Genomic DNA, 24353 nt, shown 5'->3' on the forward strand with positions numbered 1-24353 from the left:
GTGCCGCGTTCCATTCCGCGCGCTTCATTTCGAACGTCTCATCCGAATGCCCGATTCCGAATAAGCACAAGGCCGCCATGCAAGTCCAATCGATGCAGTTCAAGGCTCGCGCGGGTCAGAAACTCGCCGACCAGCGTCTGCAGCAGAACCTCACCAAGCTGTCGACCAAATTCGTGTCGGCCCGCGCCGCGGCCATGACCGCCATCGACTTTCCCGCCACCCGCGCGGCGTTGAAGGAGCGCCGTGATCGCGCGCTGGAAAACCTCGATGTGTGGCTGGAAACGTTCGAACGCGAGGCGACCCGGCGCGGCGTCACGGTGCTGTTCGCCGAGACGACCCAGGAAGCCGCCCGGCTCGTCGGCGACATCTCGCGCCGGCATGACGTGAAGAAGGTGATCAAGACCAAGTCGATGGTCACCGAGGAAATGCGCCTGAACGAGGTGCTCGGTCAGATGGGCGTGCAGTCGATCGAAACCGATCTGGGCGAATACATTCTGCAGATCAACGACAACGAACCGCCGAGCCACATCATCGCGCCGGTCGTCCATAAGGATAAGGACGAGATCGCCGATCTGTTCGCGAAGACCCACAACCGGCCGCGCCTCACCGAAATCACCGATATGACGCGGGAAGCGCGCGAAGTACTGCGTCCGCATTTCCTGTCGGCGGACATGGGCGTGACGGGCGGCAACTTCGTGGTGGCGGAAACCGGCTCGGTCGTGCTCGTCACGAACGAGGGCAACGAGGGCATGTGCACGGTGATGCCGCGTGTGCATGTCGCCGTCACGGGTATCGAGAAGGTGCTGCCCACGCTCGAAGACCTCGCGACGGCGATGCGTCTGCTGCCGCGCTCGGCGACGGGCCAGGCGACGTCGAACTATTTTTCGGTGCTGACCGGGCCGCGCGGCGAGGCGGATCAGGATGGCCCCGAGCATATGTACGTCGTGCTGGTCGACGGCGGGCGCACGGGGCTCATAGGCGGCGATTTCCAGGAGATGCTGCGCTGTATCCGCTGCGGCGCGTGCATGAACCATTGCCCGGTCTATCAGAAGGTGGGCGGCCATGCATACGGTTGGGTGTATCCCGGCCCGATGGGTTCGGTCCTGACACCGAGCTATGTCGGCATCGACAAGGCGCTGGATTTGCCGCAGGCAGCGACCTTATGCGGCGAATGCAATAGCGTGTGCCCGGTGGGAATTCCCTTATCCGATCTGTTGCGCAAGCTGCGTGAGAAGCAGGTGGAGCGGCGTCTGCGGCCGTGGAGGGAGCGCGCGGGGCTGGCGGTGTGGGGTTTCCTCGCGCTGCATCCGGACGCTTATGCGCTCTTCACCAAGATGGCCGTGCGCGTGCTGGAGCGAATGGGCGGGAAAACTCGTTCGATTGCGAGGCTGCCGTTAGGCGGTGCGGGCTGGACGCATACGCGCGAGATGCCGGCGCCGGTGGGGCGCACCTTCAGGGAGTTGTATGCCGCGCAGCGCAGTCACATCGGCTGAGTAGGCGGCGCGATCTTGTTGCCGAGGGGGCGGCTGTCAGCCGTGAATCGACATCGCTCTCTTGCGACTGGCGCCGTTGGCCGGCTTGCTCGCGGCCGGGCGCGGCGCGCGAGGCGCCGCTGTGTCGAGCCGGAGCGCCCGCTGTCGCTCAAGCACGACCGCAGGGTCCGTCGGGTGGATCAATGGTCGGTCATTCCACCGGACGGGCGGCCAGGCACGCCCCTGATGACCGGCGCGGCACCCCGTCCGCCGCCGTTGCCAGCCTGTTGCGGAGGTGGAGGCGGAGGACTACCGGCTCCGGGGCGTGCCGCATTCGATCCGCTCGGCCCACCCGGTCCGGCGACAGCGCCTTGTGGCGGCGGCCCGCCGCGAGCCCCTCCGCCGTTCGGCTGACCACGCCCCCCGCCGTTATCGCCGCGGTAGCCGTCGCGGTAACCGTTGTAGGGTCGACCGCGATCGGGATAGCCGCGGTAGCCTCCCCAGTAGCCGGGTCCGTCGTAATACGCCGGGCCGTAGTAATTGCCGTAGCCCATGTACACGCTGGTCTGCGGCGCGCCATAGGCGTAGCCGTCATAGCCGCTGTAGCCATTGCCGTACATCGGCGTGCCGTCCGGATATACCGCGCAGCCGCTCAGCAACGCAGCGGTGGCGAGACCTACGATTGAAGCAATGCGTTTCATCTGATGGACCGGTGCGAAAGTTTCATGTCTATGAGACCGCTATTATCGCGATACGTCATGCGAGCTTTGTATGCGTTTGTAAGGATTTCTTTTTTGTGCCAACCAGCGCGCGGAGGCGGTGCGCGGAATCCGTCAATTCACTGTTCCATTCATAGCAACGCTGTATCTCGCGCCAGCCGGTTTTTCTCGATTGCGAATTTCTATAGGATTCGACATGGGAATAGTGAATCACGAGTTCACGCGCCCCTCAATCGGAAGAAACAACATCATGAAAAAGACAATATCGGTGTACTGGCCGCTCGCCATCGTTGTGCCGCTTGCCGCGGCCGCCTATCTGCATATTTGCGGCGATGCCGCTTCGCGCGCCTCGCAGGCGCCGCTCGCCGCCGATCAATTGACCGCGGAACTCGCGCGCGCTGTTTCATACGGCATGGTCGGCGATGCGTCGACGCTGCCGGCAAAGCCGATACGCGCCGTCGCCGCGACGCCGCTCGCCGAAGCGTCCTGAGCGCGACATCTGACGCGATCGAATAAAACAGCAACATGCCGCGCGCTGCGGCGGTAGAAGCAGCGCCTGGCCGAGGCGGCGGGGCGCCCGGCGAGATTCCGCGCGCCTTTGTATAATCGCGGCACCGTTCGCCAACCGTCGTTTCCTGCGCGTCGAAGCGCCTGAAAGTCTCTAATGAAAACCGTGTCCATCTGCTTCGTCTGCCTCGGGAACATCTGCCGTTCACCGACCGCGGAAGGTGTGATGCGCCACCTCGTTGGCGAAGCCAGGCTCGCGGAGCGCATTCTGATCGATTCGGCCGGCACCGGCGACTGGCACATCGGCGCGCCGCCCGACGACCGTGCGCGACATGCGGCCGGCCGGCGCGGTTACAAATTGGAAGCGCTGCGCGGACGCCAGATCACCCCGGCCGATTTCGAGCGCTTCGATCTGCTGATCGCGATGGACGATAAGAACGTCGCGGCCTTGCGTCGGATCTGCCCGCCGGAGCAGCGCGACAAGATCCGACTGCTGATGGAATTCGTCCCCGAGACGGACAGCCGTTGGAGCGGCACCCGCGAAGTCGCCGATCCCTATTTCGGTGGCGCGGACGGTTTCGAGCAAGTGCTGGATCAGTGTGAAGCGGCGTGCCGCGGGCTGATCGCGGCGTTGCGTCCCCAGTTGACGGCCTAGTCCTGCGGGGAGCCGCGCCGGACGCATCCAGCAATTAAGCAAATGACCCAAATCGCGACAGGGATACTTGACTAATTCACTCATGTATTTATACTTGACCAAACTTGTCGAGAATTGCGGTTCCCACACATATGAGACTCACCACGAAAGGCCGTTTCGCCGTCACGGCGATGATTGACCTGGCACTGCGCCAGGAGCAGGGCCCGGTGACGCTTGCGGGTATCAGCCAGCGCCAACATATCTCCCTGTCGTATCTCGAGCAGCTGTTTGGCAAGCTGCGTCGCCATGAAATCGTCGAGTCCGTGCGCGGACCGGGCGGCGGCTACAATCTGGCCCGTCGCGCTGAAGACGTGACCGTGGCCGACATCATCATCGCGGTCGACGAGCCGCTCGATGCCACCCAATGCGGTGGCAAGGGCTCGTGCGAAGGCACCAAACAGCACGACGGCCATTGCATGACGCATGAACTGTGGTCGACGCTGAATCAGAAAATGGTCGAGTACCTGGATTCCGTCTCTCTCAAGGATCTGGTCGACCAGCAGCGTGCGCGCGAAGGCGTGCCAACCGTGTTGCGCGACCGGCGCAACGAGGCGCCGGCGGTCGAGCCCGTTCGCGCGGCGCCGAAAGGGCCCAATTCCGTTTTCAACATGGCCGGTTCCTAGGCGCGGTAGCGCGCGGTGTGGCGCGGTGTGAAGCATCACCGCAGCCGGATCGAGAATCCAGAAGCCAGAGCATATGACGTCCCCGGAGCGATACATGAACAACGACATTCCCCACCTGCCCATTTACATGGACTACAGCGCCACGACCCCGGTCGACCCGCGCGTGGTGGACAAGATGATTCCGTACCTGCGCGAGCAGTTCGGCAACCCCGCCTCGCGCAGCCACTCGTATGGCTGGACCGCGGAGCGCGCGGTCGAGGAAGCGCGCGAGAACGTGGCCGCGCTGGTGAACGCCGATCCGCGCGAGATCATCTGGACCTCGGGCGCGACGGAATCGGACAACCTCGCGATCAAGGGCGCCGCGCACTTCTACAAGAGCAAGGGCAAGCACATCGTCACGGTGAAGACCGAGCACAAGGCCGTGCTCGATACCTGCCGCGAACTCGAGCGCGAAGGCTTCGAAGTCACGTATCTGGATGTGAAGGACGACGGTCTGATCGACCTCGACGTGTTCAAGGCCGCGCTGCGTCCGGACACGATCCTTGTGTCGGTGATGTCGGTGAACAACGAGATCGGCGTGATCCAGGACATCGAGGCGATCGGTGAAATCTGCCGTGAAAAAGGCATCATTTTCCACGTCGACGCCGCGCAAGCCACCGGCAAGATCGACATCGATCTGCAAAAGCTGAAGGTCGACCTGATGTCGTTCTCGGCGCACAAGACCTATGGCCCGAAGGGCATCGGCGCGCTGTACGTGCGCCGCAAGCCGCGTATCCGTATCGAGGCGCAAATGCACGGCGGCGGTCACGAGCGCGGCATGCGTTCGGGCACGCTGGCCACGCACCAGATCGTCGGCATGGGCGAGGCGTTCCGTATCGCGCGCGAAGAGATGGCGACGGAGAACGAGCGCATTCGCATGCTGCGCGATCGTCTGTTGCGCGGCCTGTCGGAATTGGAAGAAGTGTATGTGAACGGCGAAATGGAAAAGCGTGTGCCGCACAACCTGAACATCAGCTTCAATTTCGTCGAAGGCGAATCGCTGATCATGGCGGTAAAGGACGTCGCGGTGTCGTCGGGCTCGGCTTGCACGTCGGCTTCGCTGGAACCGTCGTACGTGCTGCGCGCATTGGGCCGCAACGACGAACTCGCGCACAGCTCGATCCGCTTCACGGTGGGCCGCTTCACGACCGAGCAGGACGTCGACTATGTAATCAACCTGCTGAAGACCAAGATTTCGAAGCTGCGCGATCTGTCGCCGCTGTGGGAAATGCACCAGGACGGGATCGACATCTCGACCATCCAGTGGGCAGCGCACTGACGCGCCGGTTTGTGAACGTCGAATTCATCGAATTGCAGGTTGAAACGAATCAAGGAGTGTGATCATGGCTTATAGCGACAAGGTACTGGACCACTATGAAAACCCGCGCAACGTCGGTTCCTTCGCGAAGGACGACGATGCGGTCGGCACCGGCATGGTCGGCGCGCCGGCCTGCGGCGACGTGATGAAGCTGCAGATTCGCGTCGGCGCGGACGGCGTCATCGAAGACGCGAAGTTCAAGACGTATGGCTGCGGTTCGGCGATTGCGTCGAGCTCGCTCGTCACCGAATGGGTGAAGGGCAAGACGCTCGATCAAGCCATGTCGATCAAGAACACGCAGATCGCTGAAGAACTCGCGCTGCCGCCGGTGAAGATCCACTGCTCGATCCTCGCGGAAGACGCGATCAAGGCAGCGGTCGCCGACTACAAGCAACGCCACGGCGTTGCTGCGGTTGTCGAGGGCGACAAGCAAACCGCGTAAGCGGGCGTCGGGATTCGAAGTGAGCCGGAAGCGGCGGCGCAACGAACGCGCCGCCCGGCATGAGCGATATTTGATGCAGGCAGGGTGGCAGCGCGAGGAATTACCGCGGCGATAAGCCCGAGTGACGAAACGCGGACTGCCCGCACACTGCGCAATGAGAAACGCAATGGCAATTACGTTGACCGAAAAGGCAGCACAGCACGTCCAGAAGTATCTGATCCGCCGCGGTAAAGGCGTCGGGCTGCGCCTCGGCGTGCGTACCACCGGGTGCTCCGGCCTCGCCTACAAGCTTGAGTACGTGGACGAACTCGCGCCCGAAGACCAGGTGTTCGAATGCAACGGCGTGAAGATCATTGTCGACCCCAAGAGCCTCGCCTATATCGACGGCACTGAACTCGACTTCGCGCGCGAAGGATTGAACGAAGGCTTCAAGTTCAACAATCCGAACGTGAAGGACGAATGCGGTTGCGGCGAGTCGTTCCGGGTGTAAACCGGAACACTTCCGCGTGCGGCGGACAAAAGGCGGCGCGGGCCGCCTTTTTAGTTTCATCCGCGTTTTTAGACGGCACTCTTGTGCGCTTTCCTGAACGGACCTCTTCTATCCGATGGCCTCGCTGAACGACAGCCACTTCGACCTGTTCGGTCTGCCGGCGCAATTCGCGCTCGACGCAACGACGCTCGATCACGCCTACCGCACCGTGCAGGCCCAGGTGCATCCCGACCGCTTCGCGGCGGCCGGCGACGCACAAAAGCGCATCGCCATGCAGTGGGCGACGCGCACCAACGAGGCGTATCAGACGCTGCGCGATCCGCTCAAGCGCGCTACTTACCTGCTGCATCTGCGCGGCATCGACGTCGGCGCGGAGAACAATACGGCGATGGAGCCGTCGTTCCTGATGCAGCAGATGGAGTGGCGCGAAGGCATCGAGGACGCGGCCGCGGCGAAAAACGTCGACGCGCTCGACGCCCTCCTGACCGAACTGCGCGACGAAGAGCGCATGCGTTTCACCAAGCTCGGCGCACTGCTCGACAGCGGCGCGAATCAGGCGGCGGGCGAGGCGGTGCGGCAGTTGATGTTCATCGAGCGGGTAGCGTCGGAAATAGACGCGCAGATCGAGCGGCTCGAACACTAGCGATCCGGGCGCGAGCCAACGCCGCGCCAGAACGCAGCCGGAACAGCCGAAGCTTTATATCCAGCAACGCGAAAATTCAGGACGGGGCGAAGCGGCCCCGAGAAGATCCAGATGGCCTTACTGCAAATCTCCGAACCCGGCATGGCGCCGGCGCCTCATCAGCGGCGCCTGGCGGTCGGTATCGACCTCGGCACCACCAATTCCCTCGTCGCCGCCGTGCGCAGCGGCGTGCCCGACGTGCTGCCCGACGACGACGGCCATGTGCTGCTGCCGTCGGTGGTGCGTTACCTCGAAAAGGGCGGCCGCCGCATCGGCCGGGCGGCCAAGGCTGAAGCGGCCACCGATCCGCGCAACACGATCGTGTCGGTCAAGCGCTTCATGGGCCGGGGCAAGGCGGAAGTCGAGGGCGCCGAGAACGCGCCCTACGATTTCATCGACGTCCCGGGCATGGTGCAGATCCGTACCGTCGACGGCGTGAAAAGCCCGGTGGAAGTGTCGGCGGAAATTCTCGCCACGCTGCGCCAGCGCGCCGAGGACACGCTCGGCGACGAACTGGTCGGCGCGGTCATCACGGTGCCCGCTTACTTCGATGAGGCGCAGCGCCAGGCGACCAAGGACGCCGCCCGCCTCGCGGGCCTGAACGTGCTGCGTCTGCTGAACGAGCCGACGGCGGCCGCGATCGCCTACGGCCTCGACAACGGCTCCGAAGGCCTGTACGCGGTGTACGACCTCGGCGGCGGCACCTTCGACCTGTCGATTCTGAAGCTCACGAAGGGCGTGTTCGAAGTGCTCGCGGCGGGCGGCGATTCCGCGCTCGGCGGCGACGATTTCGATCACATGTTGTATCGCCATGTGCTGGAGCAGGCGGGCATTGCCCCGCAAACGCTCGCGCCTGAAGACGTTCGCCTGCTGCTCGACAGCGTGCGCGTGACCAAGGAGGCGTTGTCGGACGCGCCGAGTGCAACGCTACAGGCGACGCTCTCGAGCGGCGCCCGGATCGATCTGACGATCGAGGAAGCCACTTTCGAGGCCATCACGCAGGCGCTGGTGCAGCGCACGCTCGGGCCCACGAAGAAAGCGCTGCGCGACGCGAGGGTCACGACGAAGGACATCAAGGGCGTCGTGCTGGTCGGCGGCGCGACGCGCATGCCGGTGATCCGCCGCGCGGTCGAGGCGTTCTTCGGCCAGCCGCCGCTCATCAATCTCGACCCGGATCAGGTCGTCGCGCTCGGCGCGGCGATCCAGGCCGATCTGCTCGCGGGCAACCGCGGCGCGGACGGCGACGACTGGCTGCTGCTCGACGTGATCCCGCTGTCGCTCGGCGTGGAGACGATGGGCGGTCTGACCGAGAAGATCATCCCGCGCAATTCGACCATTCCGGTCGCGCGCGCGCAGGATTTCACGACCTTCAAGGACGGCCAGACGGCGATGGCGATCCACGTCGTGCAAGGCGAGCGCGAGCTCGTCAGCGATTGCCGCTCGCTCGCGCGTTTCGAGCTGCGCGGCATTCCGCCGATGGCGGCCGGCGCGGCGCGCATCCGCGTCACGTATCAGGTCGACGCCGACGGTCTGCTGTCCGTGTTCGCACGCGAGCTGGCCTCGGGCGTGGAAGCGTCGGTGGTGGTGAAGCCGTCCTACGGTCTCGCCGACGACGACATCGCCAGAATGCTCGAAGACAGTTTCTCGACCGCCGAGGTCGACATGCGCGCCCGCGCGCTGCGCGAGGCGCAGGTCGAAGCGCGGCGTCTCGTGGAAGCGACCGACGCGGCGCTCGCCGCCGACGCCGAATTGCTCGACGACAGCGAACGCGCCGAACTCGACGCGCTGTTGAACGCGCTGCGCAACGTCGAGCAAAGCGACGACGTCGACGCGATCGAAGCCGCGACGAAAACGCTCGCCGAAGGCACCGACGAATTCGCCGCGCGCCGCATGAACAAGGGCATTCGCCGCGCGCTCGCCGGCCGCAAGCTCGACGAGATCTGAGTCGCGCCGGCGGCACGCGGGCCGCGAGACCCGCTACCCGCGACCCAAACCGAAGCGCGCCGCGCGGACTTAAAAAGTCCGCGTGCCGCCAGTAAAATGGTACGTAGGCTGTTGCGCCGACCGTGCCTCAGACCTAAACGGAAAATGTATGCCTCAAATCGTTGTGCTGCCTCACGTCGAACTGTGCCCGGAAGGCGCGGTGATCGATGCCGTGCCCGGCAAGAGCATCTGCGACAACCTGCTCGATAACGGCATCGAGATCGAGCATGCTTGCGAGAAGTCGTGCGCGTGCACGACCTGTCACGTGATCGTGCGTGAGGGTTTCGCCGCCTTGACGCCGTCCGAGGAAGACGAGGACGATCTGTTGGACAAGGCGTGGGGGCTCGAGCCGGCCTCGCGTCTGTCGTGCCAGGCGATCGTGCCTGAAGAGCAGGATCTGGTTGTCGAAATCCCGCGCTACTCGATCAATCACGCGAAGGAAAACCACTAACAGGAGGATGCAGCCATGAAGTGGACCGATACGCAAGACATCGCGATGGCCCTGACTGACAAGCACCAGGACATCGACCCGCAGCAGGTGCGCTTCACCGACTTGCACCGCTGGGTCACCGAACTGGAGGGGTTCGACGACGATCCCAACCGGTCGAACGAGAAGATCCTCGAAGCGATTCAGGCTGCATGGATTGAAGACGCGGATTACTGAGTTTTCGCCGCCGTCGCGCGATGACTGGCGCGGCGGCCGCGGCAAGGAAAAAGGCGATTCCATCATCGGAATCGCCTTTTTTAAAGCCTGCCTGCCGCAATATCGCAGCCCCACAGGCTGCCGCCAACGCTCAGCCCGCCACGAGCGTGCCGTTTTCAACGCGCACACGCTGACCTTGCTGGAACGGCGGGGCTTCATTGTACGTAAAGTAGCGCGTCTTGCCGTTTTCCATCCGCACCCGCACCGAATAGGAAGTCGTGCTGCGGATGTGCTTTTCGACCGAGTTGCCCGCGAGACCGCCGCCCAGCGCGCCGAGCAAGGTCATCGCGGTACGGCCGTTGCCGCTGCCGAACTGATTGCCGACCACGCCGCCGGCCACCGCGCCGCCGACCGCGCCGATACCGGTGCCGTGGCCTTCCTGACGCACCGCCGAAATAGCGACCACCGTGCCGCACGTGGAGCAGTAAGCCGAGCGCGGCTGCTGCTGCTGTTGCGCATATTGCGGCGCCGCCTGCGCTTGTTGCTGCTGCGCGTACTGTTGCTGGGCGGGCGCCGGAGCAGGGGCGCGTTGCGGCTGCTGTTCAGCCTGTTGTTGAGCGGCTTGCTGAGCGTTCTGCGGCGCGCCTTGTTGCGCTGACTGTTGCGCTGACTGCTGCGCCGATGGATTCGCCGGTGCGGCAGAGTCGATTACGTTCGGCTGCGTCGCCACCTGGGCGGTTTGCGTCTGGTCGGTTTGCGCGCCGTTGCTCGAGGCTTTGGGAAAGAGCCCTGTCATGGCCGCTGTCGCCACGAGACTGGCAATGATGACCGCGCCCGCGGCTGTCGCGACGAGCGGATGGATACGGCGTGGTTGCGTGGATTTGGAATCTGGACTGTCCATACTGGCCTCCGTCTTAAGCAGAGTCGACTGTTATTGAGACTGAGTGTCGGGGCAAATCGATCCCGCGAGGGTTTCAATTTGTAACATCCTGGAGGCAATCATCCCGGACTGACTGCATCGAAGCTCGCGCTGCGCGGCAGGGTGTGCGGATTCCTTCAAGGCTCGCAACAGTTGCTGAGAACACGGCGTGGTCGTCGGGGCGGGCCTTTTACCGATGGTTACAACCATCAACGGCGGCCTACCGGCTTTTTGCGCGCCGCAAGAAAAACGCCCGGCGTTAGTTCAATCGTGCCGGGCGTTTCACTTGATGCGAGGCCGCGCAACGATCAATCCTCGCGGCGCAGATGCGGAAACAGAATCACGTCGCGGATGCTCGGGCTGTCGGTCAGCATCATCACCAGACGGTCGATGCCGATGCCGCAACCGCCGGCCGGCGGCATGCCGTATTCGAGCGCGCGGATGTAGTCGGCGTCGTAGAACATCGCTTCTTCGTCGCCGGCCTCTTTCTGGTCGACCTGCTTCTTGAAGCGGGCGGCCTGGTCTTCCGGATCGTTCAGTTCCGAGAAGCCATTGGCGATCTCACGGCCCGTGATAAACAGCTCGAAACGCTCGGTGATGCCGGGCACTTTGTCCGACGCGCGCGCGAGGGGCGACACCTCGACCGGGTAGTCGATGATGTACGTCGGCTCCCACAATTGCGACTCGGCGGTTTCCTCGAACAGCGCCAATTGCAGCGAACCCACGCCGGCATTGAGGAACTGCGGCTGCGACGCGTCCACGCCGAACTTCTTCAACTCGGTACGCAGGAATGCGCTGTCGGCGAGTTGCTCGTTCGTGTATTGCGGCGCGTACTTCTGGATCGCCTGCGTGATCGTCAGCCGGTGGAACGGCTTGGCGAGATCGAGCTCGCGGCCCTGATAGGTGATCGTGGCGGTGCCCAATGCGTCGATCGCCGCCTGGCGGATCAACTGCTCGGTGAAGTCCATCACCCACGTGTAATCGGTGTACGCCGCGTAGAACTCGATCATCGTGAATTCCGGATTGTGGCGCACCGAGACGCCCTCGTTGCGGAAATTCCGGTTGATCTCGAACACGCGCTCGAAGCCGCCGACCACCAGCCGCTTCAGATACAGTTCGGGCGCGATGCGCAGGAACATCTGCATGTCGAGCGCGTTGTGGTGCGTGGTGAACGGCTTGGCCGCCGCGCCGCCCGGAATCGGGTGCAGCATCGGCGTTTCGACTTCCATGAAATCCGCGTCCGCCATGAACTTGCGGATCGACGAAATCGCCTTGGTGCGTGCGACGAACGTCTTGCGCGTTTCCGGCGTGACGATCAGGTCGACGTAGCGCTGGCGGTACTTCATCTCCTGATCCGACAGGCCGTGGAATTTGTCCGGCAGCGGACGCAGCGACTTCGACAGCAGACGCAGGTTCGTGCAACGCACCGAGAGCTCGCCCTTGTTGGTGCGGAACAGCACACCGCGCGCCGCGACGATGTCGCCCATGTCCCACTTCTTGAAGGCGTCGTACGTTTCCTGGCCGACGTCGGCCGGCGTGATGAAGAACTGGATCTGACCCGAACCGTCGCGCACGGTGGCGAAGCTCGCCTTGCCCATCACACGCTTGAGCATCATGCGGCCGGCGATCGCGACTTGGAGCGGGTTGGCCTCGAGCGCTTCCTTGTCCGCGTGCTCGTACTGCGATTGCAGATCGTCCGCGTGATGCGTGGGACGGAAGTCGTTCGGATAGGCGACGCCGTGCTCGCGCAGTTCGCGCAGCTTTTCGCGGCGCTCGGCGATGATCTTGTTGTCGTCCAACTCGGGCACGACGTTCGGTTGGGCCGCATTAGGCTGCGCCACATTACGCTGGGTCGATTCGGTCATGATGGTCTGGTATTCGGTGGCCCGCATCGGATGAATCTCGCGCGGGTGGCCTGCGAGTACGTCGACGAACAGGCGTTAAAAAGATGCGGCGCGGCAATGCGATGCATGCCGCGCCGGTTGCGCTTTAGACGCCCTGTTTCAGGCTGGCGCTGATGAACGGATCGAGGTCGCCGTCGAGCACGCTCTTGGTATTGCTGATTTCGACGTTGGTGCGCAGATCCTTGATACGGCTGTTGTCCAGCACGTACGAGCGGATCTGATGACCCCAGCCCACATCGGTCTTGCCGGCTTCGAGCTTGTCCTGCTCGGCCTGACGCTTGCGGATTTCCGCTTCGTACAGGCGCGATTTCAGCATGGCCATGGCTTCGGCGCGGTTGCGGTGCTGCGAACGGTCGTTCTGGCACTGCACGACGATGCCCGACGGCATGTGCGTGATACGCACCGCGGAGTCGGTCTTGTTGATGTGCTGACCGCCCGCGCCGGACGCGCGGTAGGTGTCGATGCGCAGATCGGCCGGATTGATGTCGACTTCGATCGAATCGTCGACTTCCGGGTACACGAACACGGACGAGAACGACGTATGACGCCCGCCCGACGAATCGAACGGCGACTTGCGCACGAGGCGGTGCACGCCGGTTTCGGTGCGCAGAAAGCCATACGCGTATTCGCCTTCGATCTTGATGGTCGCGTTCTTGATGCCCGCGACGTCGCCCTCGGTCTGTTCCAGCACTTCGGTCTTGAAGCCCTTGCGCTCGCAGTAGCGCAGGTACTGGCGCAGCAGCATGGACGCCCAGTCGCACGCTTCGGTGCCGCCGGCGCCGGCCTGAATGTCGAGGAAGGCGTTGTTCGGGTCGGCCGGATTCGCGAACATCCGGCGGAATTCCATGTCGGCGACGCGCTGTTCGAGCCCTTGCGCGTCCGTTTCGCAGGCGATCAGGGTTTCATCGTCGCCTTCCTCGCGGGCCATGTCGAACAGGTCCTGCGCGTCGCGCAGGTCGTTGTCGAGCGAGGTGAGTTTGCCGACCACGTCGTCAAGCAGTTTCTTTTCCCGGCCGAGGGCCTGGGCGTGCTTCGAGTCGTTCCAGACGTCCGGGTCTTCGAGTTCCCGGTTGACTTCGATCAGGCGACGAGACTTGTCGTCGTAGTCAAAGATACCCCCGTAGGTCGGCCGCGCGCGTGCGCAGGTCCGCCAGAGAGGCTTCGATCGCGTTGAGACGTTCCGCTTCCATGTCGATCTTTTGTGGCTTCGTAAAAAGGGGAAATTATAGCCGATCGGCGCGCCGCGCCGGGCGCTCGCGCGCGATCCGGCGCGCGTTCCGGGTTGATTTTGCAGTGGTTTTGGCGCCGCCGCGCATGCCGGTCGAGCGCCGCGCGACTAGCTTGCCGCGTGCTCGACGATCAATTGCACCCGCGACACGCCGTTCCATGTGTCGCTCGCGAGGCGATAGGCGACGGTGGTGCGCGCGGGCAGCGTGTCGGTGTGGTTGAACCAGATCGCGTTGAAGCGCTGGCGGCCGCGCACGAGTTGCAGCTTCAGATGCTTGTCCTTCACCAGCGCCTGGGACGCGATGTCGAATTCGCCGGAAAACACCGGCGCCGGGAAGCCCTGGCCCCACACGGCGGCGTCGAGCATTTCGACGAATTGCGGCGTGAAGTAGGCGTCCTCGAGTTCGCCGTCGGTCTCGATGGTGCGCGACAGCGCCTCCTCGGAGAGCCATTCGCGGCCGACCGCCTCGAACGCGGCGGTGAAACGCGGCACGTCGGCGGCGGCGAGCGTCAGGCCCGCGGCCATCGCGTGGCCGCCGAACTTGACGATCAGGCCGGGCTCGCGCTTCGAGATCAGATCGAGCGCGTCGCGCAGATGAAAGCCCGCGATCGAACGGCCCGAGCCCTTGACGAGCTGGCCGCTGTCGTCGGCGAGCGCGAACGTGAACGAGGGGCGGTGGAACTTCTCCTTCAGGCGCCCGGCGACGATGCCGATCACGCCCTGGTGCCACGCCGGATTGAACAGCGTGATGGTGGTCGCGCCGTCGGGGTCGATCGTGGAAAGATCGTCGAGCGCCTGCTGCTGCATGCCGGCCTCGATCTCGCGGCGTTCGCGGTTCATCGTGTCCAGTTGCTGCGCGAGGTCCCATGCGCGGCCGATGTCGTCGGTGGTCAGGCATTCGATGCCGAGCGACATGTCGGACAGACGGCCGGCCGCATTCAGCCGCGGGCCGAGCGCAAAGCCCAGATCGAAACCCGACGCGCTGCGCGCGTCGCGCGCGGCGGCGCGAAAGAGGGCGGCGATGCCCGGCTGCATCTTGCCTTTGCGGATGCGCTGCAAGCCTTGCGCGACCAGCACGCGGTTATTGCCGTCGAGCTTGACGACGTCCGCGACCGTGCCGAGCGCGACCAGATCGAGCAGGCCGTCCAGACGCGGCTCGGGATGCAGGTCGTTGAACGCGCCGCGGCGGCGCAATTCGGCGCGCAACGCCAGCAGCACGTAAAACATCACGCCGACGCCCGCGATGCACTTGCTCGGAAACGTGCAGCCCGGCTGATTCGGATTGACGATCGCGCGGGCTGCGGGCAGTTCGTCGCCGGGCAGATGGTGATCGGTGACGAGCACGTCGATGCCGAGCGCGTTGGCCGCCTCCACGCCGTCGACGCTGGCGATGCCGTTGTCGACCGTGATCAGCAGATCCGGCTTGCCGGACGCGTTCCTCGCGGCCAGCGCGACGATCTCGGGCGTGAGGCCGTAACCGTATTCGAAGCGGTTCGGCACCAGATAGTCGATCCGGCCGCCGAACATGCGCAGGCCGCGCACCGCGACCGCGCACGCGGTGGCGCCGTCGCAGTCGTAGTCGGCGACCACCAGCATGCGGCGCTTGCCCTCGATCGCGTCGGCGAGCAGCGCGGCGGCGTCCTCGCAGCCCTTGAGTCCGGCGGGCGCCACGAGGCGCGCGAGACCGGTTTCGATTTCGTCGGGCATGCACACGCCGCGCGCGGCGTACAGGCGCGCGAGTACCGGATGCAGGCCGTGACGGATGAGAATTTCGGCGTCGACGGGAGACGAGGCGCGCGTAACGATTCGAGTCATTCGGAAAGGCCGTGGATCAGGCGATCAATCATTCGATGAAAAGCGAGGCGAGCACGCGCCGCCGCCAGAATTTGCGCAGGTCGCCGCGCGTGACCGAGAGCGTCACCGAGCCGGTGTCGCCGCACAAGGTCAGGCCGAGTTCGCCGAGCCGGCCGGATTGCAGCGCGTCGAGCGCCGGTTCGAACCAGTCGCTTTGCAACGCGGCGAAGGCGTCGTTCCAGCGCGCCCAGTCCTGCTGGATGTACGGCGCGGAAAACGGATCGAGTTCGACCAGCGTGGTGGGTTCAGTGTTGCTGGCGGCATGGCTCGTGCTCCCGAACGTGCCGTTGACGGCGGCGGACAGCGCGCCGAACGAAGCCGGCGGCGCGCCGGTCCGCACACCGGCGGTCATCGCGAGACCGCGTGTCGCGGCCGCGTCGGAGAACACCCGCGCGAACGGACTGCGCACCGGTTGCGCCGCGCCTTGCGCATGAAACCAGATCGAGTTGACGGCCGGCAGGCCGCGCGCCTCGCGCGCTTCATTGACCGGATGTTCGAACCACGCCATCTGCACTTCGTTTTGCAGCTTCATCCACGCGCGCGAGCGCTCGCCGGAATGCGCCTCGTGCGGCAGCCAGATTTCGATGTTGCGGCCGCTCGCGCGCAACGGCGACGCGCCCGCCAGCGTGCCGAAGCCTTCGCCGGACAAATACCAGCGCGTGGGTTTGGGCGCCTCGATGCGCACGCCGAGTTCCTCGATCAGCGGCCGGGCGACCGCGAGCAGCGCGCCGGCTTCTTCATCGGACAACTCCAGCGAGGCGGGATCGATCAGCACCAGATGGTCATGCGCGATCCGCACATGCACCGGTTGTACGCACGCCCACATCGCGTTGCCGGGCTCGCCGCCGTCGGCGCGCAGCATGTAGGGCGCAAGCGGCGCCTCGTCGGCGGCGGCCGCGCCGCTCGGCAGTGCGCCGAACTGGCGCGCCACCCAGCGTTCATGCGGCAGCGTGCGCTGAAAGTCCTCGCCGATCACCCGTTCGACCAGCGTGGCGCGCGCGATCAGCCGGTCGAGGGCCGGGCTCTGGATGTCGTGTAAGGCGGTGGAGGCGTCCGCGGCGGCGGGCAGCGCGAAGGGCAGGAGGAGATGAAGGCGGTCGGCGTGCATGATGCTGCGCATTGTAGGGCAAAGAGTGCGACTATTCAGACCAAACGCGGACCCGACACGAACCATGCCGCGGACCGTATCGACACATTCCGGCGCCATGCGAGGGCCGCGCCGATACCAGCAAGCCGCGCGCGGCGGCACCGCGCACATGACGCAGGAGACCGGCATGTCGCGTGAACTGAAAACCGAGCAGGAACTGCTCGCACTCGTCGTCAAGGCGCTCGATGCCAATCCGGCCACGGCCGGTTGGATTCCGACCGGCTTTCACGAGACCGTCGAGGACGAAACCGGCTGCAACTGGGACATCACTCACCTGCATCGCGACCGCAAGGACGCCGAGCTGCGCGACGCGGCGGCGAATCAGGCGGCCGCGCTCATCAATGATCTGAGGGGGCGCTACAACCTGAGTTAGCGTGCGCGGCGGCGTCGTGGGCGGCGGCGGGGGGCCGCCGCCGGCGAGCGTCCCGCTCGCAAGCCGTTTGCGCGAATCGGCGGCATTGTATGGCAAACTTCGCGCTTGATTGGCGGCGGTGCGGCGGCGGTGGGCGGGCGTCGGAGGCGCGAGCTTTGCCCGGACGCCGGAACGTCATACCGGAACCATCGCGGGTGCCGCGACACCAATGATCACGGCGCTCATGCCGCAAGCATGACCGTCGTCATATCGCGGCTGGCCGCCGTCATCGCGCAGCAAAACGCTCAAGAGCAGCCGAAGAACGCAGAAAAGGATTCGCTTGAAATTTCCCTACGAATGGCAGATTGGCTGGCGCTACACCCGCGCCGGCAAACGCACGACCGGCAACGGCTTCATTTCCTTCATCGCGCTCGTTTCGATGTCGGGCATCGCGCTTGGCGTCGCGGCGCTGATCGTCGTGTTGTCCGTGATGAACGGTTTCCAGAAAGAGGTGCGTGACCGCATGCTGTCGGTGCTCGCGCACGTCGAGATCTTTTCGCCGACCGGCTCGATGCCCAACTGGCAATTGACCGCCCAGGAGGCTCGCCAGAACAAGGAAGTGATCGGCGCGGCGCCTTATGTCGAGGCGCAGGCGCTGCTCACGCGCCAGGACGCCGTGAGCGGCGTGGCGCTGCGCGGCGTCGAACCCACGCTCGAGCCGCAGGTGTCCGACATCGGCCGCGAGATGAAGGGCGGCAAGCTGACCGACCTCGTGCCGGGCGACTTCGGCATCGTGCTGGGTGCGGACCTCGCCACCAATCTCGGCGTGCAGGTCAACGACAAGATCACGCTGGTCGCGCCCGAAGGCACGATCACGCCGGCCGGCATGCTGCCGCGCCTGAAGCAGTTCACGGTGGTGGGCATCTTCGAGTCGGGGCATTACGAATACGACAGCACGCTCGCGCTGATCAACATCAAGGACGCGCAGGCGCTGTTCCGCCTGCCCGCGCCGACCGGCGTGCGACTGCGCCTGACCGACATGCAGCGCGCGCCGGAAGTCGCGCATCAACTCGCGCGCAGTCTCTCCGGCGACCTGTACATCCGCGACTGGACCCAGCAGAACAAGACCTGGTTCTCGGCGGTGCAGATCGAAAAACGCATGATGTTCATCATCCTCACGCTGATCATCGCGGTGGCGGCGTTCAACCTCGTGTCGTCGCTGGTGATGACGGTGACCAACAAGCAGGCCGACATCGCGATTCTGCGCACGCTGGGCGCGCAGCCCGGTTCGATCATGAAGATCTTCGTGGTGCAGGGCGTGACGATCGGCTTCGTCGGCACGGCAACCGGCGTCGCGCTCGGCTGCCTGATCGCGTGGAGCATTCCGTGGCTGGTGCCGATGATCGAGCATCTGATCGGCGTGCAGTTCCTGCCGCCGTCGGTGTATTTCATCAGCGAACTGCCGTCCGAGCTGATTCCGGCCGACGTCGCGCGCATCGGCATCATCGCGTTCGCGATGTCGGCGCTGGCGACGCTTTACCCGAGCTGGCGCGGTGCGAAAGTCCGTCCCGCGGAGGCGCTGCGCTATGAATGACCGTTCCGCTACCTTACCCATGACCTCTCAGGAAAGCGCGCCGCATCCCTACGTGCTGGAAGCAACCGGCATTTCCAAGTCGTTCGTGCAGGGCGGCCTGAACGTGCAGGTGCTCAACAACGCCGAACTGAGCGTGCGGCGCGGCGAGAAACTCGCGATCGTCGGCGCGTCGGGTTCGGGCAAGAGCACGCTGCTGCATGTGCTCGGCGGCCTCGACGATCCGAGCGCCGGCCACGTCTCGGTGATGGGCAAGCCGTTCACCCGGCTCTCCGAGCGCGAACGCAACGACCTGCGCAATCGCGCGCTCGGCTTCGTGTATCAGTTCCACCACCTGCTGCCGGAGTTTTCCGCGCTCGACAACGTCGCGATGCCGCTGCGGATTCGCCGCATGACCACCGAGGCGTCGCGCCGCGAAGCGCTCACGGTGCTGGAGCGCGTCGGCATGGGGCATCGCGCGAAGCATCGTCCGGGCGAGCTGTCGGGCGGCGAGCGCCAGCGGGTGGCGATCGCGCGCGCGCTGGTCACGAAGCCCGCGTGCGTGCTGGCGGACGAGCCGACCGGCAATCTCGACGGCAGCACCGCCGACATCGTGTTCAACCTGATGCTCGAACTGTCGCAAACGCTCGACACCAGTTTCGTGATCGTCACGCATGATCCCGAATTGGCCGGACGTTGCGACCGCATCATGCGCCTGCGCGACGGCGTCCTTCACGAAGAGCCGCCGGTGCCGGTGTGATCGCCGTGAAGGCGCTGATCGATGATGGGATCGATGCGGGGATCGATGCCCCGCGCAACGTGAGCTGATACCCCACCACTAGCAAGGCACGCCATGTGGATCGATACGCACTGCCATCTCGACGCTTCCGAATTCGACGCCGACCGCGACCAGGTCGCGGCGGCGGCGCGCGATGCGGGTGTGGGGCGCATCGTGATTCCGGCGATCGGCCGCGAGAACTTCGCGACGGTGCGTGAACTGGCGCACCGGGTCGACGGCGGCGCCTACGCGCTCGGCATTCATCCGCTTTTCACGCCGTCCGCGCAGGAGCGCGATCTCGAACTGCTGCGCATGGAAATCGAGGCGAGTCTCGACGACCCGCGCTTCGTCGGCATCGGCGAGATCGGCCTGGATTATTTCGTCGAGGGTCTCGACGACGCGCGCCAGCAATTCTTCTATAACGGCCAACTGCAACTCGCGCGCGAATTCGATCTGCCGGTGATCTGCCACGTGCGTAAGTCACAGGACCAGGTGATCAAGGGACTGCGGCGGCATCAGGTTCACCGCGGCATCGCGCATGCGTTCAACGGCAGTTTTCAGCAGGCTCAGGCGTATATCGACCAGGGCATGCATCTCGGCTTCGGCGGCAATCTGACTTTCGAGCGGGCGCGGCAGATTCGCCGCCTCGCCGAGCAATTGCCGTTCGACGCGCTGGTCGTCGAGACCGACGCGCCGGACATCGCGCCTTCCTGGATGTACAAGCAGCGCAACACGCCGGAGCAGATTCCGGGCATCGGCGCGGGCCTCGCGCAACTGCGCGGCATGAGCGCGGACGAAGCCGCCCTAGGCACAACGGCTAACGCGCTCGCCGCACTGCCGCGGCTCGCGCTTTCCTCTGCATAATCGAACTCGATGGTTTGAGTGATTCGCGCCGGGCGCCGCTCACGCCCGGCGGGCTCGTCGACGCTTGCGCGCCGAGCGTCGCGTCGTCGTCCGGCGCCGGTTGGCGGAGGGCGAATGCGGGCATGGTGGTGCGGGTTTGCGTTGGGCGTGATGGGGTTGCAGCGGCAGGCCGCGTTGCCGGATTGGCACGAGTGGTGGATGCTCGCGTTGCTCGGCGGCGGCGCGCTAGTAGTGGCGGCTTGGGGATGGCGGGGTGGGTCGTCGGGCGGGGCGCGCGGCGAGGAGGCTGGTGTTGCGCATGACGGTTTGATTGCGGCAAGGGCCGTGGGTGGGGGTGCGGGAATGGGTGTGGATGTGGTCGCGGCTACGAACGTGGTCACGACTGCGGATGTGGCCACGACTACGAATGCGGTCGGGACTGCGGATGTGTCCACGACTACGAATGCGGTCGCGACTGCGCATGTGTCCACGACTACGAATGCGGCCTCGGCTACGCATGTGTTCACGGCTACGAATGCAGCGTCGGCCCCGCATGTGGCTACGGCTACGAATGCGCCTACGGCTACGAATGCAGCCACGGCAATCCATGCGCCCACGGCTGTAAACACAGCCACCGCTGCCAACACGGCTGCGTCTGCGTCTACGCTCGGGCGCCCGCTGCGGTTCAGCGCACGCATTCGTTCGTTCATCGGCTGGAGCGGCCTGTGGTGTGCCGCCTTCTGCTCGGGCTTCGGCTACGCGGCCTGGCGCGCGGAAGCACGGCTCGCGGTGAGCTTGCCGGTCGCCTGGGAAGGCCGCCATATCGACGTGATCGGCACGATCAAGGGTTTGCCGTCGCGCGGCGAGAAAGGCGCGCGCTTCCTGTTCCAGGTCGAATCGGCCGATGCGCCTATCGCCGCTTTCCCGCGCGTGATTCAACTGTCGTGGATCGCCGACGATGCGCCGGCGCCTTTACTCGAGCCGGGCGAGCGCTGGCGCTTGACGGTGCGGCTCAAACGGCCGCACGGCAACGCGAACTTCGGCGTGCGCGATGCCGAAGCGAACCTGCTTGCGCGCAACGTGCGCGCCACCGGCTATGTGAGCGCACCCGCGCATGCCATGCGCTTGCCGGGCCATGCGCGCGGCGTGAGCGTGACCGTCGACCGCTGGCGCGCCGCGTTGCGGGCGCGCATCGACACCGTGCTCGCCGACGCGCCGCATCGCGGCATCGTGGTGGCGCTCGCCGTCGGCGCACAGGACGAGATCAGCGACGTCGACTGGCTGCTGATGCGCGGCACCGGCACGAGTCATCTGGTGGCGATCTCGGGTTTGCACATCGGTATCGTCGCGGGTCTGACGGGCTGGCTGACGGGCGCGTTGTGGCGGCGCTCGGGGTTCATCGGCCGCAACTGGCCGTTGTATCTGCCCGCGCAGGTCGTCGCGGTGACGGGCGGCGCCATGTTCGCCGCGCTGCACGCGGCGCTGGCCGGCTTCAACGTGCCGGCGCAGCGCGCGCTGTGGATGGCGAGTGTCGTCGCGCTCGCGTTTGTCAGCGGCCGCAACCTCGCGCGTTCGATGGTGCTGGCGTGGGCGCTAGGGCTGGTGCTGCTGGTCGATCCGTGGGCGGTGGTGTCGGCGGGGTTCTGGTTGTCGTTCTGCGCCGTGGCGGCGATTCTGTTCGCGATGTCGGGCCGGCCCCGCGTGCGGGATCACGAGCAACGCCGCGACGAAGAGCGCGAGGGCGGCGAGGCGGCGACCCGGTGCGCGCGTCTGCGCATCGGCCTGCGCCGCTGGATTCGCGCTTGCGGCGAACGGCTGCGCGACGCCGCCCATGTTCAGTTCGCGGTGACGATCGCGCTCGCGCCGCTCACGGTCTACTGGTTTTCGCAGATTCCGCTGATCGGTCCGCTCGCGAACGCCTTCGCGATTCCGTGGATGAGCCTGCTCGTCACGCCGGTTGTTCTGGCCGGCATCGCGCTGCCCGCACCGTTCGACGCCTACGCGTTCGGCGCCGCGCACGCGTTGCTCGATCCGCTGGCCGCGGGTTTGCGGATGCTGTCCGGCCCTGCCTGGACACTGTGGCGGCTGCCGCAACCGGACGCGTGGGCGCTGGGCGCGGCGGCGCTCGGCGTGCTCTGGTGCCTGGCGCCGCGCGGCTGGCCGCTGCGCTGGGCCGCTCCGCTCACCTGGCTGCCGCTCGTGCTGCCGGCGCCGTCGGGGCCGCCGCACGGCAGCTTCCGTCTGACCGCGCTGGATGTCGGGCAGGGTAGCTCGGTGCTGATCGAGACGGCGCATCACACGCTGCTGTTCGATGCGGGCCCCGGTCCGGAATCGACTCACGCGGGCGAGCGCGTCGTCGTGCCGTTCCTGCAGGCGCATGGCGTGACGGCGCTCGACACGCTGATCGTCAGTCACGCCGATTCGGATCATTCGGGCGGCGCGCCTGCGGTGCTGGACGCGATCGAGGTGCGTCAGATGGTGGCCGCGTTGGCGCCGGAGAATCCGCTGTGGTCGAACGCGCGAGAACGCGGCGCCGAGACGCTGGGTTGCGCGGCGGGGCAGCGCTGGCAGTGGGACGGCGTCGAGTTCGCGATGCTCTGGCCGGATGCCGGGCCGCTGCAAGGCAAACCGAACGCGCATTCCTGCGTGCTGCGCGTGAGGACCGCGCTGGCCGAAGCGGGCTCGTCAGCCGGGCCGGTGCAAACGGACCAGTCGCGCATGGCGGCGCTGCTGGCCGCGGATATCGAGGCGCCGGGCGAACGCGTCCTGCTCGCGCGCGATCGCGGGGCGCTGCGTGCGCAGGTGCTGGTGGTGCCGCATCACGGCAGCAAGACCTCGTCGACTGAGCCGTTCCTCGACTCTATCGATCCGCTCATCGCGCTATTTCAGGTAGGCTATCGCAACCGTTTTCATCATCCGAACGTGGGTGTGTTCGAGCGCTACAAGGCGCGGCGCATCGAGCTGGGGCGCAGCGATACGGACGGCGCGGTGCGGGTCGAGGTCAACCCGGATCGCGCGCCGGACGCCGGAGCCGAAGCCGGCGCGCCGATGAGCGGCGCCGCGTTGACGCTCGAGCGCTATCGCGACACGCAGCGCCGCTACTGGATGGATCGCTGACGGATCGCCGGCCGCACGAAAGAGAAAAGGCGCGGGAGCAACGCGAACAAACACAGAACAAACATGCCGCCAGGCCGCAAGCCCCAAGAAGCCCGCGCGCGAAAACAGAACGGAGAGAGCCACAGTTGAAAAACATCATTCACTTCTCGCATGCGAATGGCTTTCCGGCGTCGACCTACCGGACGATCTTCGCCGAACTCGCCGACGACTACGAACTGCGCTCGATCGAGCGCATCGGCCACGACACCCGCTATCCGGTGACTCAGGACTGGCCGCATCTGGTCGAGCAGCTGCTCGACGACATCGGCCGTTCGTACGAGCAACCGGTGTGGCTGGTGGGGCATTCGCTCGGCGGCTATCTGTCGTTGATGGCCGCGCTCAAGAAGCCGCAGTGGGTGAGGGGCGTGGTGATGCTGGATTCGCCGGTGATCGCCGGCTGGCGCAGCAGCATGCTGCGCGTGTCGCAATGGACCGGGCTCGACGAGCGCCTGTCGCCCGCGGCCGCCACCCGCGCGCGCCGCACGCATTGGGCGAGCCGCGACGAAGCGTGGCGGCACTTCCATTCGAAGCCGGCATTCGCGCGTTGGGACGAGCGCATGCTGTCCGATTACATCGACTTCGGCATTCCGCAAACCTCGCCGGACGGCTCGCGTTCGCTGGCGTTCGACCGCCGCACCGAGTATCAGATCTACCGGACCTTGCCGCACACGCTCGGCGCGCGGCTCGCGCGCGGCGCGCCGGTGCCGGTGGGGTTCATCGCCGGCACGCGTTCGAAGGAAATCCGCCAGGCCGGTCTCGATGCAACCCGCCGCGCGACCGGCAGTCATCTGGAATGGATCGAGGGCAGCCATCTCTATCCGATGGAAAAGCCGATCGAAACCGCGCGCGCGGTGCAGCGAATGTTGCGTGAGCTGGAGCGGTGATTTGACGCTGTAGGCGGGTTGGCCGGCGCATGGAGATACCGTTGCGATGCCGGGCGATGATAGTGAGGTTAGCTCCGCGACTGACGAGCCCAACGCGCCTCGCGCT

Annotated in this window: 23 protein-coding genes; 17 read left to right on the top strand and 6 right to left on the bottom strand. The window is 65.6% G+C overall.

The genetic code is table 11. From position 1 onward, the window contains the following. Positions 1 to 77 precede the first annotated feature (77 nt). Positions 78 to 1493, top strand: a complete 1416-nt coding sequence (locus CUJ90_RS06180) for a lactate utilization protein B (protein WP_114162208.1) — start codon at positions 78 to 80, stop codon at positions 1491 to 1493. A gap of 179 nt (positions 1494 to 1672) precedes the next feature. Here the strand turns inward: CUJ90_RS06180 and CUJ90_RS06185 are convergent, their stop codons facing one another. After that, entirely contained in the window at positions 1673 to 2173 is a 501-nt protein-coding gene (locus CUJ90_RS06185; RefSeq protein ID WP_114162209.1) for a hypothetical protein, read from the bottom strand. Positions 2174 to 2441: 268 nt separating this feature from the next. On the opposite strand from CUJ90_RS06185, the gene CUJ90_RS06190 reads away from it, so the two are divergent. The 10 genes from CUJ90_RS06190 (at position 2442) to iscX (ending at position 9633) form a co-directional block, all read left to right on the top strand. Then, positions 2442 to 2681 (top strand): hypothetical protein, encoded by a 240-nt coding sequence (locus CUJ90_RS06190; RefSeq protein ID WP_114162210.1) that lies wholly within the window; start codon positions 2442 to 2444, stop codon positions 2679 to 2681. A gap of 174 nt (positions 2682 to 2855) precedes the next feature. Beyond that, positions 2856 to 3353: a low molecular weight protein-tyrosine-phosphatase gene (locus CUJ90_RS06195; protein WP_073427553.1), complete on the top strand. Its 498-nt coding sequence runs from the start codon at positions 2856 to 2858 to the stop codon at positions 3351 to 3353. 131 nt (positions 3354 to 3484) lie between these two features. Next, positions 3485 to 4015 carry a Fe-S cluster assembly transcriptional regulator IscR gene (iscR, locus tag CUJ90_RS06200; protein ID WP_073427554.1) on the top strand — a complete coding sequence of 177 codons (531 nt, stop codon included), beginning with the start codon at positions 3485 to 3487 and terminating at the stop codon, positions 4013 to 4015. A 94-nt stretch (positions 4016 to 4109) separates the two neighbouring features. Then, entirely contained in the window at positions 4110 to 5333 is a 1224-nt protein-coding gene (locus tag CUJ90_RS06205; RefSeq protein WP_114162211.1) for an IscS subfamily cysteine desulfurase, read from the top strand. A 64-nt stretch (positions 5334 to 5397) separates the two neighbouring features. Beyond that, positions 5398 to 5814 carry a Fe-S cluster assembly scaffold IscU gene (gene iscU, locus CUJ90_RS06210; RefSeq protein WP_073427556.1) on the top strand — a complete coding sequence of 139 codons (417 nt, stop codon included), beginning with the start codon at positions 5398 to 5400 and terminating at the stop codon, positions 5812 to 5814. 166 nt (positions 5815 to 5980) lie between these two features. Next, positions 5981 to 6304, top strand: a complete 324-nt coding sequence (iscA, locus tag CUJ90_RS06215; protein ID WP_073427557.1) for an iron-sulfur cluster assembly protein IscA — start codon at positions 5981 to 5983, stop codon at positions 6302 to 6304. Between the two features lie 115 nt (positions 6305 to 6419). Then, positions 6420 to 6947 carry a Fe-S protein assembly co-chaperone HscB gene (hscB, locus tag CUJ90_RS06220; protein ID WP_073427558.1) on the top strand — a complete coding sequence of 176 codons (528 nt, stop codon included), beginning with the start codon at positions 6420 to 6422 and terminating at the stop codon, positions 6945 to 6947. Between the two features lie 111 nt (positions 6948 to 7058). After that, the gene (gene hscA / locus CUJ90_RS06225) at positions 7059 to 8930 is read left to right on the top strand and encodes a Fe-S protein assembly chaperone HscA (RefSeq protein ID WP_114162212.1); all 1872 of its coding nucleotides are present in this window, start codon (positions 7059 to 7061) and stop codon (positions 8928 to 8930) included. Positions 8931 to 9078: 148 nt separating this feature from the next. Beyond that, a complete protein-coding gene (gene fdx, locus CUJ90_RS06230; RefSeq protein WP_073427560.1) occupies positions 9079 to 9420 on the top strand; it encodes an ISC system 2Fe-2S type ferredoxin in 342 nt (113 codons plus the stop codon). A gap of 15 nt (positions 9421 to 9435) precedes the next feature. After that, complete coding sequence (iscX, locus tag CUJ90_RS06235) at positions 9436 to 9633, top strand: Fe-S cluster assembly protein IscX (RefSeq protein ID WP_007181290.1); 198 nt, start codon at positions 9436 to 9438, stop codon at positions 9631 to 9633. Between the two features lie 130 nt (positions 9634 to 9763). Here iscX and CUJ90_RS06240 read toward each other — a convergent pair whose 3' ends face one another. The 5 genes from CUJ90_RS06240 to CUJ90_RS06260 all read right to left on the bottom strand — a co-directional run bounded on the left by CUJ90_RS06240 (position 9764) and on the right by CUJ90_RS06260 (position 16637). Continuing rightward, entirely contained in the window at positions 9764 to 10513 is a 750-nt protein-coding gene (locus tag CUJ90_RS06240; protein ID WP_114162213.1) for a glycine zipper 2TM domain-containing protein, read from the bottom strand. 326 nt (positions 10514 to 10839) lie between these two features. After that, positions 10840 to 12396, bottom strand: coding sequence for a lysine--tRNA ligase (lysS, locus tag CUJ90_RS06245; protein WP_244220010.1), 1557 nt, complete (start codon positions 12394 to 12396; stop codon positions 10840 to 10842). Between the two features lie 124 nt (positions 12397 to 12520). Further along, positions 12521 to 13625, bottom strand: a protein-coding gene (gene prfB / locus CUJ90_RS06250; RefSeq protein ID WP_114162214.1) for a peptide chain release factor 2 whose coding sequence is annotated in 2 segments (ribosomal slippage) — positions 12521 to 13543 and positions 13545 to 13625 — 1104 coding nt in all. Because the reading frame shifts where the segments join, the coding sequence is not laid out codon by codon here. Between the two features lie 146 nt (positions 13626 to 13771). Next, a complete protein-coding gene (gene recJ / locus CUJ90_RS06255; protein WP_114162215.1) occupies positions 13772 to 15478 on the bottom strand; it encodes a single-stranded-DNA-specific exonuclease RecJ in 1707 nt (568 codons plus the stop codon). A 28-nt stretch (positions 15479 to 15506) separates the two neighbouring features. After that, a complete protein-coding gene (locus CUJ90_RS06260) occupies positions 15507 to 16637 on the bottom strand; it encodes a regulator (protein ID WP_114162216.1) in 1131 nt (376 codons plus the stop codon). Between the two features lie 154 nt (positions 16638 to 16791). Here CUJ90_RS06260 and CUJ90_RS06265 point away from each other — a divergent pair, with 154 nt between their 5' ends. The 6 genes from CUJ90_RS06265 to CUJ90_RS06290 all read left to right on the top strand — a co-directional run bounded on the left by CUJ90_RS06265 (position 16792) and on the right by CUJ90_RS06290 (position 24247). Then, positions 16792 to 17037 (top strand): hypothetical protein, encoded by a 246-nt coding sequence (locus tag CUJ90_RS06265; RefSeq protein WP_152035333.1) that lies wholly within the window; start codon positions 16792 to 16794, stop codon positions 17035 to 17037. Positions 17038 to 17356: 319 nt separating this feature from the next. Beyond that, a complete protein-coding gene (locus tag CUJ90_RS06270) occupies positions 17357 to 18610 on the top strand; it encodes a lipoprotein-releasing ABC transporter permease subunit (protein ID WP_073427565.1) in 1254 nt (417 codons plus the stop codon). Further along, positions 18603 to 19346 carry a lipoprotein-releasing ABC transporter ATP-binding protein LolD gene (gene lolD / locus CUJ90_RS06275; RefSeq protein WP_073427566.1) on the top strand — a complete coding sequence of 248 codons (744 nt, stop codon included), beginning with the start codon at positions 18603 to 18605 and terminating at the stop codon, positions 19344 to 19346. The genes CUJ90_RS06270 and lolD overlap by 8 nt, the downstream gene beginning before the upstream one ends. Before the next feature lie 93 nt (positions 19347 to 19439). After that, positions 19440 to 20228, top strand: a complete 789-nt coding sequence (locus tag CUJ90_RS06280; RefSeq protein WP_083083362.1) for a TatD family hydrolase — start codon at positions 19440 to 19442, stop codon at positions 20226 to 20228. Between the two features lie 114 nt (positions 20229 to 20342). Beyond that, positions 20343 to 23324 (top strand): DNA internalization-related competence protein ComEC/Rec2, encoded by a 2982-nt coding sequence (locus tag CUJ90_RS06285; protein ID WP_244219983.1) that lies wholly within the window; start codon positions 20343 to 20345, stop codon positions 23322 to 23324. 125 nt (positions 23325 to 23449) lie between these two features. Continuing rightward, complete coding sequence (locus tag CUJ90_RS06290) at positions 23450 to 24247, top strand: alpha/beta fold hydrolase (protein WP_073427568.1); 798 nt, start codon at positions 23450 to 23452, stop codon at positions 24245 to 24247. Positions 24248 to 24353: the final 106 nt, after the last annotated feature.

The sequence above is a fragment of the Paraburkholderia terricola genome (assembly GCF_003330825.1).
GTDB lineage: Bacteria > Pseudomonadota > Gammaproteobacteria > Burkholderiales > Burkholderiaceae > Paraburkholderia > Paraburkholderia terricola.